General features: G+C 62.4%; 17 protein-coding genes. 10 read left to right on the forward strand and 7 right to left on the reverse strand.

Annotation, left to right across the window (positions count from 1 at the left end; all coding sequences use genetic code 11):
• Positions 1-134: 134 nt before the first annotated feature.
• The gene (locus ACIOAU_RS11400; RefSeq protein ID WP_259078942.1) at positions 135-446 is read left to right on the forward strand and encodes a DUF485 domain-containing protein; all 312 of its coding nucleotides are present in this window, start codon (positions 135-137) and stop codon (positions 444-446) included.
• Positions 443-2107 carry a cation acetate symporter gene (locus ACIOAU_RS11405; RefSeq protein WP_259078944.1) on the forward strand — a complete coding sequence of 555 codons (1665 nt, stop codon included), beginning with the start codon at positions 443-445 and terminating at the stop codon, positions 2105-2107. Before ACIOAU_RS11400 ends, ACIOAU_RS11405 begins: the two co-directional genes overlap by 4 nt.
• Positions 2108-2189: 82 nt before the next feature.
• Here ACIOAU_RS11405 and ACIOAU_RS11410 read toward each other — a convergent pair whose 3' ends face one another.
• Positions 2190-2348 (reverse strand): DUF3309 family protein, encoded by a 159-nt coding sequence (locus ACIOAU_RS11410; RefSeq protein WP_178080836.1) that lies wholly within the window; start codon positions 2346-2348, stop codon positions 2190-2192.
• Between the two features lie 197 nt (positions 2349-2545).
• Here ACIOAU_RS11410 and ACIOAU_RS11415 point away from each other — a divergent pair, with 197 nt between their 5' ends.
• The 3 genes from ACIOAU_RS11415 (at position 2546) to csrA (ending at position 4828) form a co-directional block, all read left to right on the forward strand.
• On the forward strand, positions 2546-3352 hold the full coding sequence (locus ACIOAU_RS11415) for an SDR family oxidoreductase (RefSeq protein ID WP_259078945.1): 807 nt from the start codon (positions 2546-2548) through the stop codon (positions 3350-3352).
• A 50-nt stretch (positions 3353-3402) separates the two neighbouring features.
• Positions 3403-3735 carry a YnfA family protein gene (locus tag ACIOAU_RS11420; protein WP_101323088.1) on the forward strand — a complete coding sequence of 111 codons (333 nt, stop codon included), beginning with the start codon at positions 3403-3405 and terminating at the stop codon, positions 3733-3735.
• A 913-nt stretch (positions 3736-4648) separates the two neighbouring features.
• Positions 4649-4828 (forward strand): carbon storage regulator CsrA, encoded by a 180-nt coding sequence (gene csrA / locus ACIOAU_RS11425; RefSeq protein WP_101321675.1) that lies wholly within the window; start codon positions 4649-4651, stop codon positions 4826-4828.
• A 31-nt stretch (positions 4829-4859) separates the two neighbouring features.
• Here the strand turns inward: csrA and ACIOAU_RS11430 are convergent, their stop codons facing one another.
• The 5 genes from ACIOAU_RS11430 to mnmC all read right to left on the reverse strand — a co-directional run bounded on the left by ACIOAU_RS11430 (position 4860) and on the right by mnmC (position 12052).
• Entirely contained in the window at positions 4860-5087 is a 228-nt protein-coding gene (locus tag ACIOAU_RS11430) for a YheU family protein (protein ID WP_101321674.1), read from the reverse strand.
• A gap of 61 nt (positions 5088-5148) precedes the next feature.
• Positions 5149-6333, reverse strand: coding sequence for an osmoprotectant NAGGN system M42 family peptidase (locus ACIOAU_RS11435; RefSeq protein WP_401181990.1), 1185 nt, complete (start codon positions 6331-6333; stop codon positions 5149-5151).
• Positions 6334-6397: 64 nt separating this feature from the next.
• The gene (gene ngg, locus ACIOAU_RS11440; RefSeq protein WP_101321672.1) at positions 6398-8143 is read right to left on the reverse strand and encodes an N-acetylglutaminylglutamine synthetase; all 1746 of its coding nucleotides are present in this window, start codon (positions 8141-8143) and stop codon (positions 6398-6400) included.
• A 3-nt stretch (positions 8144-8146) separates the two neighbouring features.
• Positions 8147-9934 carry an N-acetylglutaminylglutamine amidotransferase gene (locus tag ACIOAU_RS11445; RefSeq protein WP_103438222.1) on the reverse strand — a complete coding sequence of 596 codons (1788 nt, stop codon included), beginning with the start codon at positions 9932-9934 and terminating at the stop codon, positions 8147-8149.
• Positions 9935-10075: 141 nt separating this feature from the next.
• A complete protein-coding gene (mnmC, locus tag ACIOAU_RS11450; protein WP_401181994.1) occupies positions 10076-12052 on the reverse strand; it encodes a bifunctional tRNA (5-methylaminomethyl-2-thiouridine)(34)-methyltransferase MnmD/FAD-dependent 5-carboxymethylaminomethyl-2-thiouridine(34) oxidoreductase MnmC in 1977 nt (658 codons plus the stop codon).
• Between the two features lie 123 nt (positions 12053-12175).
• On the opposite strand from mnmC, the gene pap reads away from it, so the two are divergent.
• Together pap and ACIOAU_RS11460 are read left to right on the forward strand one after the other, a co-directional pair.
• Entirely contained in the window at positions 12176-13669 is a 1494-nt protein-coding gene (gene pap / locus ACIOAU_RS11455) for a polyphosphate:AMP phosphotransferase (protein WP_401181997.1), read from the forward strand.
• A gap of 161 nt (positions 13670-13830) precedes the next feature.
• On the forward strand, positions 13831-14790 hold the full coding sequence (locus tag ACIOAU_RS11460; RefSeq protein ID WP_150570905.1) for a DMT family transporter: 960 nt from the start codon (positions 13831-13833) through the stop codon (positions 14788-14790).
• A gap of 148 nt (positions 14791-14938) precedes the next feature.
• Here ACIOAU_RS11460 and ACIOAU_RS11465 read toward each other — a convergent pair whose 3' ends face one another.
• On the reverse strand, positions 14939-16333 hold the full coding sequence (locus tag ACIOAU_RS11465) for a class II fumarate hydratase (protein ID WP_101321667.1): 1395 nt from the start codon (positions 16331-16333) through the stop codon (positions 14939-14941).
• A gap of 154 nt (positions 16334-16487) precedes the next feature.
• Between ACIOAU_RS11465 and ACIOAU_RS11470 the strand changes: the two genes are divergently transcribed.
• The 3 genes from ACIOAU_RS11470 (at position 16488) to ACIOAU_RS11480 (ending at position 18429) form a co-directional block, all read left to right on the forward strand.
• Positions 16488-17009: a DUF2059 domain-containing protein gene (locus tag ACIOAU_RS11470; RefSeq protein WP_101321666.1), complete on the forward strand. Its 522-nt coding sequence runs from the start codon at positions 16488-16490 to the stop codon at positions 17007-17009.
• A 10-nt stretch (positions 17010-17019) separates the two neighbouring features.
• Positions 17020-17316 carry a BolA family protein gene (locus tag ACIOAU_RS11475; protein ID WP_401182002.1) on the forward strand — a complete coding sequence of 99 codons (297 nt, stop codon included), beginning with the start codon at positions 17020-17022 and terminating at the stop codon, positions 17314-17316.
• A 180-nt stretch (positions 17317-17496) separates the two neighbouring features.
• Positions 17497-18429, forward strand: coding sequence for a rhodanese-related sulfurtransferase (locus ACIOAU_RS11480; protein WP_101321664.1), 933 nt, complete (start codon positions 17497-17499; stop codon positions 18427-18429).
• The last annotated feature ends 3 nt before the right edge of the window (positions 18430-18432 follow it).

Here is an 18432-nt window from a genome sequence, read left to right on the forward strand (position 1 = left end):
TGCGCTGCCTGAGGTTTGTTACCAAAACCGCAAAACACTCTTGCATCTAAGACTAAGGTCGTCTGGTTGGCGTCCAACAGCAGCATAAAGTTACAGGTGGGTTATCCATAATCTGTGCTGCTAGGACAAAAACAATGAACGACAGCATTTACCTCTCGATACAGAACAGTCCGCGCTTCAAGGAACTGGTCAGCAAACGCGAGCGATTCGCCTGGATTCTTTCGGCAATCATGCTCGGCCTCTATTGCGGATTCATCTTGCTCATCGCCTATGGCCCGCACCTGCTCGGCGCCAAGATCAGCCCAGACTCGTCCATCACCTGGGGCATCCCCCTGGGCGTCGGCCTGATCCTTTCAGCCTTTGTGCTGACCGCCATCTATGTGCGTCGCGCCAACGGCGAGTTCGACGAACTGAACAAGGCAATTCTGGCGGAGGCCAAGCAATGATGCGACCTACCAAAACTTTGGCCGTATTGGCCTGCGGTGTCTTCGCACCCGCTGTGTGGGCGGCTGACGCGCTCACTGGCGAGGTGCAGAAACAGCCCCTGAACATGGCTGCCATTCTGATGTTCCTGGCCTTTGTGTTGTTCACCCTGGGGATTACCTACTGGGCTTCGAAGCGCAACAAGTCAGCCTCGGACTACTACGCAGCCGGCGGCAAGATCACCGGTTTCCAGAACGGCCTGGCGATTGCCGGTGACTACATGTCTGCGGCGTCCTTTCTGGGTATTTCCGCGCTGGTGTTCACCTCCGGTTACGACGGCCTGATCTACTCGATCGGCTTCCTGGTCGGCTGGCCGATCATTCTGTTCCTGATCGCCGAGCGCCTGCGTAACCTGGGCAAGTACACCTTTGCCGACGTGGCGTCCTATCGCCTCGGGCAAAAACAGATCCGCACCCTGTCGGCCTCCGGTTCGCTGGTGGTGGTAGCGTTCTACCTGATCGCGCAGATGGTCGGTGCCGGCAAGCTGATCGAGCTGCTGTTCGGCCTGGACTATCACGTTGCGGTGATTCTGGTCGGCATCCTGATGTGCATGTACGTGCTGTTCGGCGGCATGTTGGCGACCACCTGGGTGCAGATCATCAAGGCAGTGCTGCTGCTGTCCGGTGCCAGCTTCATGGCGCTGATGGTGATGAAACACGTCAACTTCGACTTCAACACGCTGTTCTCCGAAGCGATCAAGGTACACGCCAAGGGTGAAGCGATCATGAGCCCGGGTGGCCTGGTCAAAGACCCGATTTCGGCGTTCTCGCTGGGCCTGGCACTGATGTTCGGTACCGCCGGCCTGCCGCACATCCTGATGCGCTTCTTCACCGTCAGCGATGCCAAGGAAGCGCGCAAGAGCGTGCTGTACGCCACCGGCTTCATTGGATACTTCTACATCCTGACCTTCATCATCGGCTTCGGCGCGATCCTGTTGGTCAGCACCAACCCGGACTTCAAGGACGCCGCCGGCGCACTGCTGGGTGGCAACAACATGGCTGCGGTGCACCTGGCTGACGCTGTGGGTGGCAGTATCTTCCTCGGCTTCATCTCGGCAGTCGCTTTCGCCACCATCCTTGCAGTGGTTGCCGGCCTGACCCTGGCCGGTGCCTCGGCGGTGTCGCATGACCTGTATGCCAGCGTCTGGCGCAAAGGCAAGGCCAACGACAAGGATGAGATCCGGGTGTCGAAGATCACCACGATCTTCCTCGGCGTGCTGGCGATCGGGCTGGGCATTCTGTTCGAGAAGCAGAACATTGCCTTCATGGTTGGTCTGGCGTTCTCCATTGCCGCCAGCTGTAACTTCCCGGTACTGCTGCTCTCGATGTACTGGAAGAAGCTGACCACCCGCGGTGCAATGATTGGCGGCTGGCTGGGCCTGATCAGTGCCGTTGGCCTGATGATCCTTGGCCCGACCATCTGGGTGCAGATCCTCGGTCATGAAAAGGCCATCTACCCGTACGAATACCCAGCACTGTTCTCGATGCTGATTGCCTTCGTCGGTATCTGGTTCTTCTCGGTCACCGACAAGTCCAAGGAAGCGGTCAACGAGCGTGCGCTGTTCTTCCCACAGTTCGTCCGTTCGCAAACCGGCCTGGGCGCCAGTGGTGCGGTTTCTCACTAACCGCTTGACCCAATAAAAAACGCCCCGCATTGCGGGGCGTTTTTTTATTGTGCGGCTGGCAGGTCAAGCTGCCAGCGCCGGGTCATATCATGCCAAGCAGCAACAGCACCAACAGAACCACCAGGACCGCACCAATGATGCCGGACGGGCCATAGCCCCAGCTGCGCGAGTGAGGGAAGACTGGCAAGCCGCCAACCAGCAGCAGAATCAGGATGATGATGAGGATCGTGGTCATGGGCAGAATCCTTGCGTGTTTTCGTGGGGGAAGGGGCCGGGCAATCCTGGCCGCTTATATTTCCGACCTCGGCTGTTACAAGAAAATTCAATTGATTATCTGCCTTGGCGGCATGTTCGCTCATTCAGCATTTCGATAGCGCACCAGGCCCTGGCCGGCCTTGGCTAGACTCGCGCTATTGCCCACCAAACAAGGCCTGCAGCATGCACAAGCGAATGATGATTACCGGCGCCGGGTCTGGCCTCGGCCGTGAAATTGCCCTGCGTTGGGCGCGCGAGGATTGGCGCCTGGCGCTGGCCGATGTCAACGAGGCCGGTCTGCGCGAGACTCTTGAGCTGGTGCAGGCGGCTGGTGGCGAAGGTTTTGTGCAACGTTGTGACGTGCGCGACTACAGCCAGCTGACGGCGCTGGCCCAGGCCTGCGAGGAACGCTTTGCCGGCATCGACATGATCGTCAACAATGCCGGGGTTGCTTCGGGCGGGTTTTTTGCCGAGTTGTCGCTGGAGGACTGGGACTGGCAACTGGCGGTCAACCTGATGGGCGTGGTCAAAGGCTGCAAGGCGTTTTTGCCATTGCTCGAGCGCAGCCAGGGACGAATCGTCAACATCGCCTCGATGGCAGCATTGATGCAGGGGCCGGGCATGAGCAACTACAACGTGGCCAAGGCTGGGGTGTTGGCGTTGTCGGAGAGCCTGCTGGTCGAGCTGCGTCAGGTGCAGGTAGCGGTGCATGTGGTGTGCCCGTCGTTCTTCCAGACCAACCTGCTGGATTCTTTCCGCGGGCCGGACCCAGCGATGAAAGCTCAGGTGGGCAAGTTGCTCGAAGGCTCGCCAATCAGTGCTGCCGAAATTGCCGACTACATGCATGAGCGGATTGCTGCTGATGAGTTTTTGATCCTGCCGCATGAGGCGGGTCGTGCTGCCTGGAAACTCAAGTGCCAGACGCCGGAATTGTTGTATGCCGAGATGGCGGGGATGGCGGTGAAGATGCGGGCCAAGGCGCGGCAGTAGTCGGCGAGTGAGGTATGCTCGGCAGCTTTGAATCTGCACGGGCGTGGGCTGTGGTCAATTACTTCTGGTTCTTTCTTGCGGCGTTGTTCGAGATTGGCGGGTGCTATGCGTTTTACCTGTGGCTGCGGTTGGGCAAGAGTGCCTGGTGGGTGGTGCCGGCGCTGGTCAGCCTGAGTGTTTTTGGGTTGATATTGACCCGGGTCGAGGCCGCCTACGCGGGACGGGCTTATGCGGCTTATGGCGGGATCTATATTGTTTCTTCGCTGCTTTGGCTGGCACTGGTTGAGCGGGTTCGGCCGTTGGGCAGCGATTGGCTTGGGGCGCTGTTGTGTGTGGTTGGGGCCACGATCATAGTGTTTGGGCCGCGGTTGCAGCAGGGGTGAATGGGGCTTATCCGGTTGTGGGCTTATCCATTTGATTTGTATGCAGTTCTGGCCCCTTTCGCCCTTACGGCGAGTCACTTTTTTGGCAGACGCCCCAAAAAAGTAACCAAAAAAATGCTTGGCTCCACATCCGGCCCCTTCGCTTCGGTCTTGCTCCCGGGAGGACCGCGCTGTACGGCCCATCCTGGGCCGCAGCGCTTGCCGGCCATCCATGGCCGTCACCTCCCTCCGCAAGACCTGCGCTCGGCCTCCTGAGTCGCCGGTAGATCAAGAGCAAGATCAAGAGCACGCCTCGCTGCGCTGGCGCAGATCAAGAGCGGGGGCCGCTTTGCGGCCCTTCGCGGGTGAACCCGCTCCCACAGGGTTCGCGTTGGCCGGGGGTGTGTGGTCATCGTGGAGGCGAGGCTGCTGCAGCGCTGGACCAAAGGGATCAATGCTGACCTGAGACCCCTCAGAGCCCTGTGGGAGCGGGTTCACCCGCGAAGGGCCGCAAAGCGGCCCCAGCTTTTGACTGTCGCTTTTGATCTGCGCCAGCGCAGCGAGGCGTGCTCTTGATCTACCCGCGACCTCAGAAGGCCGAACGCAGGTCCTCACGGGAGCAATGCCGGAGTGAGGGAACCCCGCAGCGCAGGGGCCGTAAGTGGGAGCCAGGCCTTTTTGGTTACTTTTTGGGGCGTTTGCCAAAAAGTAACTCGCAGTAAGGGCGAAAGGGGCCAGTCCCACCCATCGATAAACCGGATAAGCCCACAATAACCCTGAAACACCCGCCCCCCAACCACCCCAAAACCACCCCAAACTTGTAGGGATTTTTACCCTCAAGCGTAGGACCGATCTATTTAGCAGAAGCAACGTTGTGTAGGCGAATGTACCCGGTGCAGTCTCCAATCTTCCCTGGAACGAGGAGGATCAAAGCATGCTGGTACTGACTCGCGAAGTTGGCCAGGTCATCGCCATCAACGATGACATCCAGATCGTGGTAGTAGCGATCGACCACGGCATCGTCCGCCTGGGCATCGACGCCCCACGCGACCTACCCGTACACCGCTGTGAAATCTACAAGCGAATCAAAGCCCGCGAAGTGCGGGAGCAGTAAAAAGGGGGACCGGCTCGCAGCCCCCACAGCATTACTCGAACAGCTCCTTGGGCACATCATGCTTGGCCAGCAGCTGGCACTGCTGGCTTTCCAGATCAAACAGGATAAACGCCTGACCCTTGGCCAACGCCTGGCGCACCCGCAGCACACGGGTTTCCAGCGGCGTGTCATCGCCGTTATCGGTGCCTTCGCGAGTCACGAAGTCCTCGATCAGGCGGGTCAGGGTTTCAGCTTCGAGTTGGTCGTAAGGGATCAGCATGGGCAACTTCGTAGATTGATCGACAATCCCGCCATGCTACGCGATTCGCGCACCACAGGCGTCACAGCTTGTTACCCAAAAGGCTGTCGACCGGCGGCACACGGGTATCGCTCTCCATCTGCGCGTCATGCTCTATCTGGTGACTGAAGCGCTCCAGCGAAGCATTGGTCGGGTTCGAATCGCTGGCAAACACCGGTGGGCTGAGCAGGTAACCCGAGAGCAGCCGGCTGAGGGTTGCCAGGCTGTCGATATGGGTCCGCTCATACCCGTGGGTGGCATCGCAACCAAACGCCACCAGCGCCGTGCGGATGTCATGGCCCGCCGTAACCGCCGAGTGCGCATCGCTGAAGTAGTAGCGGAACAGATCGCGGCGTACCGGCAGTTGCTGGTCGTTGGCAAGCTTGAGCAGGTGCCTCGACAGGTGGTAATCGTACGGCCCCGACGAATCCTGCATAGCCACGCTCACCGCATGCTCGCTGGAGGCCTGCCCAGGTGCAACCGGCGCAATGTCGATGCCGACAAATTCACTGACGTCCCACGGCAATGCACCTGCAGCACCAGAGCCAGTCTCTTCGGTGATGGTGAACAGCGGGTGACAGTCGATCAGCGGCTGCTGGCCGCTTTCCACCACCGCCTTGAGCGCAGCAAGCAGCGCGGCCACACCGGCCTTGTCGTCCAGATGGCGGGCGCTGATATGGCCGCTTTCGGTGAACTCGGGCAGGGGATCGAAGGCGACGAAGTCACCAATCGAGATCCCCAACGCCTCGCAGTCGGCGCGGGTCGCGCAGTAGGCGTCCAGGCGCACTTCAACGTGGTCCCAGCTGATCGGCATCTGGTCGATGGCGGTGTTGAATGCATGCCCGCTGGCCATTAGCGGCAACACGCTGCCGCGGAACACACCGGTGTCGGTAAAGACGCTGACCCGGCTGCCCTCGGCAAACCGGCTCGACCAGCAGCCGACCGGCGCCAGGGCCAGGCGGCCGTTGTCCTGCAACTGGCGCACGCTGGCGCCGATGGTGTCGAGGTGGGCTGATACAGCGCGGTCAGGCGAACTTTGCCGACCTTTGAGGGTGGCGCGGATAGTCCCGCGGCGGGTCAGCTCGAAAGGAATGGCCAGTTCATCCAGGCGTTCGGCGACATAGCGCACGATGGTATCGGTAAAGCCGGTCGGGCTGGGGATGGCGAGCATTTCCAGCAGGACACGTTTCAGGTAGTCCAGATCCGGTTCGGGGTGGGGTACAGACATAGTCACTCCTCGGCGGTGGGGCAGGGTGGCCTGACGCGGTTACCGCGCAGGCCCCCTGGGTGATTCAGGCTGGCGCCCGGCTGTGCGGAAACAGCAGATCGACAAAGCGCTCGGCCGTGGGTTGCGGTTCATGGTTGGCCAGGCCAACGCGCTCGTTGGCTTCGATGATCACGTAGTCGGGCTGGCTGGCATCGCCCACCATGAAGTCCAGGCCGACCACGGGAATATCCAGCGCCCGCGCCGCGCGCACGGCGGCATCGGCCAGGGCCGGATGCAAACGTTCGGTGACATCTTCGAGAATGCCGCCGGTGTGCAGATTAGCCGCACGGCGTACCGCCAGGCGCTCGCCTGCCGGCAGAATATCGCCGTACTCATGACCTGCCGCACGCACGGTGCGCTCGGTTTCTTCGTCCATCGGGATGCGGCTTTCGCCGGCCGTGGCAGCCTCGCGGCGGCGGCTCTGGGCTTCGATCAGCGCCTTGACGCTGTGCGTGCCGTCACCGATAACCTGTGCCGGGTGGCGAATGGCTGCGGCCACCACTTCGTGGCCGATGACCACGATGCGCAGGTCATACCCCGGATGGAAGCTCTCGAGCAGTACCCGGCTATCAAAACGCTGGGCGTGTGCGACGGCCTGGGAAACCTCCTCAAGCGTGGTCAGATTGACCGCTACCCCCTGGCCTTGCTCGCCATCGACCGGCTTGACCACTACCGCGCCGTGCTCTTCCAGAAACGCCAGGTTGTCGTCGGCATTGCCCGCCAGCTGTTGCACCGGCACCTTCAGCCCGGCCTTTTCCAGCGCGTGCTGGGTCAGGCGCTTGTCCTGGCAGAGGGTCATGCTGACGGCGCTGGTGAGGTCGCTGAGCGACTCGCGGCAGCGTACCCGGCGCCCGCCCAGGCTGAGGGTGAACAAGCCGGCCTTGGCGTCGTCGACCTGCACTTCGATGCCGCGGCGGTGGGCTTCGTCAACAATGATGCGCGCGTACGGGTTGAGCTCGGCCTCAGGCCCAGGCCCGAGGAACAAGGTCTGGTTGATGCCGTTCTTGCGCTTGACGGCAAAGGTCGGCAAGTTGCGAAAGCCGAGCTTTTCATAAAGGCGCTTGGCCTGGCGGTTGTCATGCATCACCGACAAATCCAGATAGGCCAGCTCGCGGCTCATGAAGTGCTCGATCAAATGCCGTACCAGCACCTCGCCAACTCCAGGCCGGCTGCAGCGCGGGTCGACGGCCAGGCACCAGAGGCTGCTGCCATGCTCGGGGTCATCGAACGACTTGCTGTGATTGAGGCCCATCACGCTGCCGATCACAGCATGGGTGTCTTCATCCTCGGCCAGCCAGTACACCGGCCCGCCTTGATGGCGCGGGGTGAGCAGCTCGGCGTTGACCGGGAGCATGCCGCGCGCCTGGTACAGTGCATTGATCGCCTGCCAGTCGCTTTCGCTCTGTGCCCGGCGAATACGAAAACCGCGGAACACCCGCTGCGCCGGGCGGTAGTCGCTGAACCACAGGCGCAGGGTGTCCGAGGGGTCGAGAAACAGCTGTTGCGGAGCGTGCGCCAGTACCTGATGCGGCGCCGCCACGTAGAGGGCAATGTCGCGTTCACCGGCGGCTTCTTCCAGCAGCGCCTGTGCCAGGCAGCTGGGGTCCGGGTAGGTATGGCCGATCAGCAGCCGGCCCCAGCCGCAGTGGACTGCTCGCGGCTGGTCGTGCGGCTCGCTGCCGTCTTCGGCCAGGCGCGCCTGCAGCCGCGCGTAGGAGGGGGCCTGGCCGCGCAGCAAGCGCTGGCCGTAGGCTGTTTCGTGGGCTTTCATCGATCAGATTCCTTGTTCACTGAGCCACAGGTTCAGTGCCGCCAACTGCCACAGCTTGGAGCCGCGCAGTGGGGTCAACTGGCCATGCGGATTGCTCAGCAGCTTGTCGATCATGGCCGGGTTGAACAGGCCACGGTCCTGGCTTGGGTCGGTCAGCAGGTCGCGCACCCAACCCAGGGTGGCGCCTTCCAGATGCTTGAGGCCAGGGACCGGGAAGTAACCCTTCTTGCGGTCGATCACCTCGTGCGGGATGACCCGACGTGCGGCCGATTTGAGCACCTGCTTGCCGCCATCGGGCAGCTTGAAGCGTGCCGGGATCCGCGCCGAGAGTTCCGCCAGGCGATAATCGAGGAACGGCGTGCGCGCCTCCAGGCCCCAGGCCATGGTCATGTTGTCGACGCGTTTGACCGGGTCATCGACCAGCATCACCGTGCTGTCCAGACGCAACGCTTTGTCTACCGCATCGGCCGCGCCAGGGCGGGCGAAATGCTCGCGAACAAAATCACCGGCTGCGTCGTTGTCCAGCAGCCACGGTGCCTGCACCGTCTCGCGGTATTCGGCATGGCTGCGGTCAAAGAACGCATCGCGGTAGGCCGAGTACGGGTCCGCTGCGCCATCGACCTGCGGGTACCAGTGGTAACCGGCAAACAGCTCATCCGCACCCTGGCCGCTCTGTACGCCCTTGCAGTGCTTGGCGACTTCACGCGATAGCAGATAGAAAGCGATGCAGTCGTGGCTGACCATCGGCTCGCTCATGGCGCGGAACGCCGCCGGCAACTGGTCGATGATTTCGTGTTCATCGATGCGAAGCTGGTGGTGACGAGTGCCGTAGTGACGGGCGATCAGGTCGGAAAATTCGAACTCGTCGCCGCGCTCGCCGCCAGCATCCTGGAAGCCGATCGAGAAGGTCGACAGGTCGTCCACGCCAACGTCGCGCAGCAGACCGACCAACAGGCTCGAATCGACACCACCTGACAGCAGTACACCGACATCCACCGCAGCGCGTTGGCGAATCGCCACAGCATCGCGGGTGGCATCGAGGACGCGGGTGGTCCAATCCTCCAGGTCGAGCTTCTGCTCGTCGGCATTCGGCCCGTACTTGAGCTGCCACCAGGTCTGACGTTCGACTTCGCCGTGGCGGTCGACACGCATCCAGGTGCCAGGTTCGAGCTTTTGCACATTGGCCAGCAAGGTGCGCGGCGCCGGCACCACAGCGTGGAAGTTGAGGTAGTGATTGAGTGCGACCGGGTCGATCACCGGGTCGATATCGCCGCCTTTGAGTAGTGCCGGCAGGGTCGAGGCAAAGCGCAGGCGCTCACCGTTGCGCGACAGGTACAGCGGCTTCACGCCGAGGCGGTCACGGGCCAGGAACAGGCGCTGGGTGTCGCGCTCCCAAATGGCCAGCGCGAACATGCCGTTGAGCTTGGGCAGCAGCGCGGCGCCCCAGGCGTGATAGCCCTTGAGTAGCACTTCGGTGTCGCCGTCGGACCAGAACGTATAACCCAGGTCGAGCAGCTCCTGGCGCAGTTCCGGGAAGTTGTAGATGGCGCCGTTGAACGCCAGTGACAGGCCGAGGTTGTTGTCGACCATCGGCTGCGCCGAGCCGTCGGACAAGTCCATGATCTTCAAGCGCCGATGGCCGAGGGCAATCGGCCCTTGGCTATGGAAGCCCCAGGCATCCGGGCCGCGTGGGGCCAGATGGTGGGTGATGCGCTCAACCGCAGCCAGATCCGCGGGGCGCGGGGCCTGATTGATCGGGGTAAAACGTAACTCTCCAGCTAATCCGCACATAAGTCCTTACCGGTTTTGCCGTTGGGGAAGGTGCCTCGCCGGATGACGGGCACTTAGGTAGTGACCGGAGCGGTTTCTGAGAGTTTTATATCAATCGGTTATAAGGGATGAATGGTCGCTGGGCTGCAAGCAGCCCATTGCTCAGGCCTTGCCGCGAATCAGGGCGCGTAATGCAAAGCGATTCGGGTGGCACGCTTCAGCTACCGACCGCGGCACCGGCAAGGGTTCGCCACAGATCCAGGCCGCCAGCAACTCACCGCTGAGCGGGGCGGTGATCAGGCCTCGCGAGCCATGCCCGGTGTTTACATACAGGCCATCCAGCCACGGGCAGTCGACTGCAGGCAATTGCCGAGCATCCTTGCGCAACATGGCATAGGCTTCGTTGAAGCCTTGAGCGTCAGCAATCGGCCCGACGATCGGCAGATAGTCCGGGCTGGTGCAGCGAAACGCCGCGCGCCCTTGCAGCAGTGCCGGGTCCAGTGTGGCCAGCTGCAGACGTTGACCGAGGTCGGTAGAGATTTCTTCAAGCAGCTCGAGGTTGCCTTGGTGCTCGGCCACGGTCGGGGTCAGGTCGTCGCTGTGGAAGTCAAAGCTGGCGCCAAGCGTGTGTTCGTCGTCACGCACCGGCGCCACATAGCCTTCAGCACAGACCACCGTGCTCAATGCACGGCTCTCGGCAGTGGCCGGCAAGCGGGTGATCTGCCCACGGATGCGTTTGAGCGGCAGCTCGGCACACCGCGCAAAAGCGCGCACGTCGGCCGCGCCGGCCAGCACCACCACCGGCGCAGTGGCCAGCAGACGCGCGCCGGCCCAGGCTTGCCAGAGGCCATCGACCTGGCGCAGCTCGAGCACTTCCTGATGCACCTTTACTTCAATGCGCGGGTGCTGCAATTGCGCAGCGCACAGCGCCGGCGGGTGCACCCAGCCACCCTGTGGATAAAACAGGCCGCCACTGGCCAGGCTGACCCCTGCCACCTGCTCGGCTTCGAGCTGGCTCAGCGGGCGCAACAGGCTGCTGTCGAAGGCGCCAGCGAGCTTGGCCTGACGCGCGGCTTCCTTGTCATCGAAGGCCAGTTGCAGCACGCCGCAAGCATCCCAGTCGCGTCCGCGCTGCATGCGCTCCAGATAACGGCGGGTGTAGCCGAAGCCGGCGACGATCATCTGCGAAAGCGCTGTGCCATGGGCAGACAGCTTCAAATACAGCACGCCTTGCGGGTTGCCCGAGGCTTCCTGTGCAGGCGCAGCATGGCGCTCCAGCACCGTCACCTGCCAACCTCGCGCGGCCAGGCTGGCGGCGCTGGCGCTGCCAGCCAGCCCGGCGCCGATCACCAGCACCTGGCGCGGGCCGCTGGTGGCTGTTGGGCGGGCGTACCACGGTGCCGTGGCGGTCACCGCCGGCTGGCCGCTGTAGTGGCCGTGCATCACCTCCCACTTGGTGCCCAGCCCAGGCACCTTTTTCATGCTGAAGCCAGCCTCGATCAGGCTCCGGCGGACCCAGCCGGTGGTGGTGAAGGTGCCGATGCTGGTGCCTGCATGCGACAGCCGCGCTAGTTGCGCGAACAGCTCGGGGGTCCACATGTCAGGGTTTTTCGCGGGCGCGAAACCGTCGAGGAACCATGCGTCGATGCGCGCATCGAGCAGCGGCAGTTGCTCGAGTACATCACCGATCAGCAAGGTCAGGGTCACCCGGCCGCCGTCGAAACTGAACTGCTGAAAGCCTGGATGCACTGCCACGTACTGGTCCAGCAGCGGCTGCCAGTAAGCCGCCAGCTCCGGCCACAGCTTAACGGCGCGGCTCAGGTCGGCAAGGCTCAACGGGTACTTTTCGACGCTGACGAAATGCAGGCGGGCGCCGCCCGTGGCCTGCTCGGCAAACAGCTGCCAGGCGCAGTAGAAGTTCATCCCGGTGCCAAACCCGGTCTCGCCGATCACCAGGCAGCCATCGGCTGGCAGCTCGGCAAAGCGCTGGCGCAGGCGGTTGCCTTCGATGAACACGTATTGGGTTTCGAGGCTGCCTTCAGTGGTGGAGAAGTACACGTCGTCGTATTGCCGCGAGTGCGGGCGGCCCTGATCGTCCCAGTCAATCTGGGCGTGCTGGGGGAGGGTAGGGTCTGGCATGGTCGGCTCGGCGGCAGCGGAAGCGGGATTTTAAGCCATTGCGCAGGTCTTAGGCTGCACGCAAGCGCATAAATCGCTGCCGATCCGCTAGTCTTGTCATTCCAATGAAGGAGCCACGCCAGCATGTTCGAATCTGCGCAAATCGGTCACCACATCGACAAGGACACCTTTGATGCTGCAGTGCCGGCGCTGCGCGAGGCGCTGCTCGACGCTCAGTACGAGCTCAAGCAGCAGTCTCGCCTACCGGTGATCATCCTCATCAATGGTATCGAAGGCGCCGGCAAGGGTGAGACGGTCAAGTTGCTCAACGAATGGATGGACCCGCGCCTGATCGACGTGCTGACCTTCGACCAGCAGACCGACGAAGAACTGGCCCGGCCGCCCGCCTGGCGCTATTGGCGGGCGCTGCCACCGAAGGGCCGGATGGGCGTATTTTTCGGCAACTGGTACAGCCAGATGCTGCAAGGCCGGGTGCATGGTCAATTCAAGGACGCCGTGCTCGATCAAGCGATTGCCGGCGCCGAGCGGCTGGAACAGATGCTCTGCGATGAAGGCGCGTTGATCATCAAGTTCTGGTTTCACTTGTCCAAGAAGCAGATGAAGGTGCGCCTCAAGACCCTGCGCGACGACCCGCTGCACAGCTGGCGGATCAGCCCGTTGGACTGGCAGCAGTCGCAGACCTACGACCGCTTCGTGCGCTTCGGCGAGCGCGTGCTGCGCCGCACCAGCCGCGACTATGCGCCCTGGCACGTGATCGAAGGCGCCGACCCGCATTACCGCAGCCTGGCCGTCGGCCAGATCCTGCTGGAGAGCATGCAGGCCGCGCTGGCCGTGGACCCCAAGGCCAAGCACAAGGGCAACGTCGCCCCGCTGGGCCGCAGCATCGACGACCTCAACCTGATCAACGCGCTGGATTTGAGCCAGCGCCTGGACAAGAAGGACTACGAGCAGCAGCTGGTCAGCGAACAAGCGCGCCTGGCCGGTTTGCTGCGTCACAAACACATGCGCAAGCATGCTCTGGTCGCGGTGTTCGAAGGCAACGATGCGGCCGGCAAGGGCGGCGCGATCCGCCGTGTGGCCGCTGCGCTCGACCCACGCCAGTACCGCATCGTGCCGATTGCCGCACCCACTGAAGACGAGCGCGCCCAGCCTTATCTGTGGCGGTTCTGGCGGCATGTGCCGGCGCGCGGCAAGTTCACCATCTTCGACCGTTCGTGGTATGGGCGGGTGCTGGTGGAGCGGGTGGAGGGTTTTTGCACGCCTGCCGACTGGATGCGTGCCTACGGTGAAATCAATGACTTCGAAGAGCAACTGAGCAACGCCGGCGTGGTAGTGGTCAAGTTCTGGTTGGCGATCGATCAGCAGACCCAATTGGAGCGCTTTGAAGAGCGCGAGCAAATACCCTTCAAACGCTACAAGATCACCGAAGATGACTGGCGAAACCGCGAAAAATGGGACGTCTATACCGAAGCTGTCAGCGATATGGTCGACCGCACCAGCACCGAGATTGCACCCTGGACGCTGGTCGAGGCCAATGACAAGCGCTGGGCGCGGGTCAAGGTCCTGCGCACCATCAACGAGGCGTTGGAAGCAGCGTTCGCCAAGCACAAGAAGTAACCGCAAACGGCCTGCCTGCGGCGTCGCGCCCAGCGCGCAGCAGGTAGGCATGCCGCCAGGGAATGACCTGATGCATTTTTTTCCAGTCATTTTGGACCTGTCACACCCGCCAAGCCCTTAGACTGCAATCACCCCCACCACGGGCTTTGATCGAGGACGTTATGCACACCACTTCCGGACGCTGGGTCCATGGCCTGCTATTGGCACTGTTGACCGCGCTGCTCTGGGGCATCCTGCCGATCAAGTTGAAGCAGGTCCTGCAGGTGATGGATCCGGTCACGGTGACCTGGTATCGCCTGCTGGTATCCGGTGGTCTGTTGTTCATCTGGCTGTCGGCCAAGCGCCGCCTGCCGCCATTTGCCGGCCTGGGCCGCAAGCGTACCGGCCTGGTGGCGCTGGCCATCTTCGGCCTGCTCGGCAACTACGTGCTGTACCTGATCGGGCTCAAGCTGCTCAGCCCCGGCACTGCCCAGCTGGTGGTGCAGATCGGCCCGGTGCTGTTGTTGGTGGCCAGCGTATTCGTATTCAGGGAGCGCTTCAGTTGGGGCCAGGGCATGGGTCTGGTCGTGCTGCTGATGGGCTTTGGGCTGTTTTTCAATCAGCGCCTGGCCGAGCTGCTGGGGTCGTTGGGCACCTACACCACGGGTGTCTTGACCATTTTGCTGGCGACCAGCATCTGGGTGTTTTATGCGCTTAGCCAAAAACAGCTGCTGACCGTATGGAATTCGCAGCAGGTGATGATGGTGATCTACCTGGGGTGCGCGGCGCTGCTGACGCCCTGGGTGCATCCGCTCGAGGCGCTGCAGTTGAGCCCCTTGCAAGGCTGGCTGCTGTTGGCCTGCTGTTTGAATACCTTGGTGGCTTACGGCGCGTTCGCCGAGGCGCTGGCGCACTGGGAGGCGTCGCGGGTCAGTGCGACATTGGCGTTGACGCCCTTGGTGACGTTTGTCGCTGTAGCGCTGGCTGCGTGGCTGTGGCCGGAGTATGTGCATGCCGAACAGATCAATGCGCTGGGTTATATCGGCGCGGTGACGGTAGTGCTGGGTTCGGCGCTGGTGGCGTTGGGGCCGTCGCTGCTGGCCAGTTGGCGAGCGCGGCGTGCGCGGTTGCAGGTTGGTTGAGGATTGTTGACCGCTAATAATGATGGGGGCGCTGCGCACCCCTTCGCGGGTAAACCCGCTCCCACAGAGGACTGAGCTTGACCTGCTGGCCAGTGTCCTGTGGGAGCGGGTTTACCCGCGAAGGGCTGCTTTGTAGCCCCCGACTCACTCAGCCCTTGGCGCCAGGCGCCAACATGTTTTCCGGGCGCACCCACTGATCGAATTGCTCATTGGTCAAGTACTGCAACGCCAGGGCAGCTTCGCGCAAGGTCGTTCCTTCGCTGTAAGCCTTCTTGGCAATCTCTGCCGCCTTGTCATAACCAATATGCGGGTTCAGCGCAGTCACCAGCATCAAACCACGCTCAAGGTGCTCGGCCATCTGCTCGGCATCCGGCTCGATGCCGGCCACGCAGTGCTGCTGGAAGTTGCTGCAGCCGTCGGCGAGCAGGTTGATCGACTGCAGCAGGTTGTGAATGATCACCGGCTTGTACACGTTTAGCTGCAGATGCCCCTGGCTGGCGGCAAAGCCAATGGTGACGTCGTTGCCCAGCACCTGGCAGGCGAGCATCGACAACGCCTCGCACTGAGTTGGGTTGACCTTGCCGGGCATGATTGAGCTGCCCGGTTCGTTGGCCGGCAGGCGCACCTCGGCCAGCCCTGCACGTGGGCCGGAGCCTAACAGGCGCAAGTCGTTGGCGATTTTCATAAGGGCTACGGCGAGTGATTTCAGCGCGCCGGCCAGGTTGACCAGCGGCTCATGCCCGGCCAGGGCGGCAAACTTGTTCGGCGCAGTGACGAAGGGCAGCCCGGACAATGCCGCCAGCTCGGCGGCGACGGCTTCGGCAAAGCCATGCGGTGCGTTCAGGCCGGTGCCTACAGCCGTGCCGCCCTGGGCCAGTTCATACACTGCCGGCAGCGCTGCGCGAATCGCTCGCTGGGCGTAGTCGAGCTGGGCGACGAACGCCGAGATCTCCTGGCCGAAAGTGATCGGCGTGGCGTCCATCATGTGCGTGCGGCCAGTCTTGACCAGTTTGTGATGGCGCGCAGACAGCTCGGCCAGCCCCGACGACAGCTCGGCAATCGCTGGCAGCAGCTTGTCGTGCACTGCCTGCGCCGCGGCAATGTTCATCGCGGTGGGGAAGCAATCGTTCGAGCTCTGCGAGCGGTTGACGTGATCATTCGGGTGTACCGGCGACTTGCCGCCGCGGCCCTGGCCGGCCAGCTCGTTGGCGCGCCCGGCGATCACTTCATTGACGTTCATGTTGCTTTGGGTGCCGCTGCCGGTCTGCCACACGACCAACGGGAACTGCTCGTCCAGCTGGCCATCGAGCACTTCGTCGGCGGCCTGTTCGATCAGCCGGGCGATATCCGCCGGCAGGTCGCCGTTGCGGTCGTTGACCCGTGCGGCGGCCTTCTTGATCAGCGCCAAGGCGTGCGAAACGGCCAGCGGCATGCGCTCCTGGCCGATGGCGAAGTTGATCAGCGAGCGCTGGGTTTGCGCGCCCCAGTAGGCGTCCTGAGGAACTTCGACCGGGCCCAGGCTGTCTGTTTCGATACGGCTCATGCGGCGTTCACTCCATAATCGTCTGAATCCGCAGTTTAGGCCCCGATTCGACCGAGCGGTTCAATCGCTCATCGTGCTACTTGAGTAGAGCGCCCGGCGCGGCGCAGAATGCTCGTCTCTGAGGTACTCGCCTCCCTTTCCTGAAGGATTTGCAATGACCCGTCTCCGTGTCCTTTGTGCCGCCGTCGCCCTGGCCTGCGCCAGCGGTTCGGTCCTTGCCGCAACCCCTGCGCACAACCAAGCCGCCGAGAAGTTCCTGACCCTGGCCAATGCCGACAAGCTGGGCACTCCGGTGTACATGCAGGTGCAGCAGATGTTTGCCCAGCGCTTCGAGCAGACCAAGGCGCCAGCCTCCAAGAAAGCCGTGCTCGACAGCTACCAGGCCAAGGCCAACGCTGCTCTGGACAACGCCATTGGCTGGAAAAAGCTCAAGCCGCAGATGGTCAACCTGTACACCGCGACCTTCACCGAAGGCGAGCTGCAGGACCTGGTCAAGTTCTACGAGTCGCCATTGGGCAAGAAAGTCCTGCGCGAAATGCCCAAGGTCACTCAGCAGTCGGCCCAGCTGACCCAGCAGAGCCTGGAGCCAGCGGTACCGGTGGTCAACAAGCTGCTTGAAGACATGACCAAAGAGCTCGACCCGAACGCTGGCAAAGCCGCTCCTGCGAAGAAGTGAGCCAACGCTGATGAACATGCAGCAACGCATCGAACAGCAACTGGTGGCATTGGCCAACGTGCACCTTGAAGTGCTCGACGAAAGCCACATGCACAGCCGTGGGCTGGAGACGCACTACAAGGCGGTGCTGGTCAGCGAGCAGTTCGCTGGCCTCAACAGCGTCAAGCGCCACCAGCGGGTGTACGCGACCATGGCCGATCTGATGGGGCAGATTCATGCTCTGGCCATTCACACCTACACCCCTGAGGAGTGGGCCAAGGTTGGCGCAGCACCGGCATCGCCGGTGTGTGCTGGCGGCGGTCACTGAAACCTCCCAGGCATTCTGGTAAACTGCGCAACATCCCCGTGGGAGCGGTGGTGCGTTGACCCGAGCTGTTTTCAGCCTGGGTCAGCGCATCGCCGCTCCCATGTGTGTTTCAAGGCCACCCGCTCAAACTGTCATTCCGGTCCGCCCCTTACGAGGGTGACCACCTGGAGAACTCGTTACATGTCACAAGCTATCGTCGTCGCGGCGCTGTACAAATTCGTCACCCTGGAAGACTACCTCGAACTGCGCGAGCCGCTGCTCAAGGCCATGCTCGACAACGGCGTCAAAGGCACTCTGCTACTGGCGCTGGAAGGCATCAACGGTACCGTCTCGGGCACCCGCGAAGGGATCGACGGCCTGCTCCAGTGGTTGCGCAGCGACCCGCGCATGGTCGACATCGATCATAAAGAGTCGTACTGCGACGAGCAGCCGTTCTACCGCACCAAGGTCAAGCTGAAAAAAGAGATCGTGACCCTTGGCGTGCCTGGCGTGGACCCAAACCACAAGGTGGGCACCTACGTTGAGCCCAAGGACTGGAACGCCCTGATCAGCGACCCTGAAGTGCTGTTGATCGACACCCGCAACGACTACGAAGTGGCGATCGGCACCTTCAAGGGCGCGGTCGACCCCAAGACCGAGACCTTCCGCGAGTTTCCCGAGTACATCAAGGCCAACTTCGACCCGAGCAAGCACAAGAAGGTGGCAATGTTCTGCACCGGCGGCATCCGCTGTGAAAAAGCCTCCAGCTATATGCTCGGTGAAGGCTTCGAGGAGGTCTATCATCTCAAGGGAGGCGTGCTGAAGTACTTCGAAGAGGTGCCTCAGGAAGAGAGCCTGTGGGATGGTGACTGCTTCGTCTTCGACAACCGCGTCACGGTGCGTCACGACTTGACCGAGGGCGAGTACGACCAGTGCCATGCCTGCCGCCACCCGATCAACGCCGAAGAGCGTGCGTCCGAGCATTATTCGCCAGGCGTCAGTTGCCCGCATTGCTGGGACAGCCTGAGCGAGAAGACTCGCCGCAGCGCCATCGACCGGCAGAAACAGATCGAACTGGCCAAGGCGCGCAACCAGCCACACCCGATTGGTTTCAACTACAAAGCCGAGGCCTGAGGC

This window comes from Pseudomonas sp. NPDC088322 (assembly GCF_044740745.1).
In the GTDB taxonomy this organism is placed as follows: Bacteria; Pseudomonadota; Gammaproteobacteria; order Pseudomonadales; family Pseudomonadaceae; genus Aquipseudomonas; species Aquipseudomonas shirazensis.

What these genes read in the sequence shown, in the direction of transcription:
- ACIOAU_RS11435 (WP_401181990.1), bottom strand. Translation starts at nt 6,333, where the DNA reads ATGTCTGTACCCCACCCCGAACCGGATCTGGACTACCTGAAACGTGTC.
- ACIOAU_RS11465 (WP_101321667.1), bottom strand. Translation starts at nt 16,333, where the DNA reads ATGAGCCGTATCGAAACAGACAGCCTGGGCCCGGTCGAAGTTCCTCAG.
- ACIOAU_RS11480 (WP_101321664.1), top strand. Translation starts at nt 17,497, where the DNA reads ATGTCACAAGCTATCGTCGTCGCGGCGCTGTACAAATTCGTCACCCTG.
- ACIOAU_RS11430 (WP_101321674.1), bottom strand. Translation starts at nt 5,087, where the DNA reads ATGCTGATCCCTTACGACCAACTCGAAGCTGAAACCCTGACCCGCCTG.
- ACIOAU_RS11470 (WP_101321666.1), top strand. Translation starts at nt 16,488, where the DNA reads ATGACCCGTCTCCGTGTCCTTTGTGCCGCCGTCGCCCTGGCCTGCGCC.
- pap (WP_401181997.1), top strand. Translation starts at nt 12,176, where the DNA reads ATGTTCGAATCTGCGCAAATCGGTCACCACATCGACAAGGACACCTTT.
- ACIOAU_RS11415 (WP_259078945.1), top strand. Translation starts at nt 2,546, where the DNA reads ATGCACAAGCGAATGATGATTACCGGCGCCGGGTCTGGCCTCGGCCGT.
- ACIOAU_RS11475 (WP_401182002.1), top strand. Translation starts at nt 17,020, where the DNA reads ATGAACATGCAGCAACGCATCGAACAGCAACTGGTGGCATTGGCCAAC.
- mnmC (WP_401181994.1), bottom strand. Translation starts at nt 12,052, where the DNA reads ATGCCAGACCCTACCCTCCCCCAGCACGCCCAGATTGACTGGGACGAT.
- ACIOAU_RS11405 (WP_259078944.1), top strand. Translation starts at nt 443, where the DNA reads ATGATGCGACCTACCAAAACTTTGGCCGTATTGGCCTGCGGTGTCTTC.
- ACIOAU_RS11400 (WP_259078942.1), top strand. Translation starts at nt 135, where the DNA reads ATGAACGACAGCATTTACCTCTCGATACAGAACAGTCCGCGCTTCAAG.
- ACIOAU_RS11445 (WP_103438222.1), bottom strand. Translation starts at nt 9,934, where the DNA reads ATGTGCGGATTAGCTGGAGAGTTACGTTTTACCCCGATCAATCAGGCC.
- ngg (WP_101321672.1), bottom strand. Translation starts at nt 8,143, where the DNA reads ATGAAAGCCCACGAAACAGCCTACGGCCAGCGCTTGCTGCGCGGCCAG.
- ACIOAU_RS11460 (WP_150570905.1), top strand. Translation starts at nt 13,831, where the DNA reads ATGCACACCACTTCCGGACGCTGGGTCCATGGCCTGCTATTGGCACTG.
- csrA (WP_101321675.1), top strand. Translation starts at nt 4,649, where the DNA reads ATGCTGGTACTGACTCGCGAAGTTGGCCAGGTCATCGCCATCAACGAT.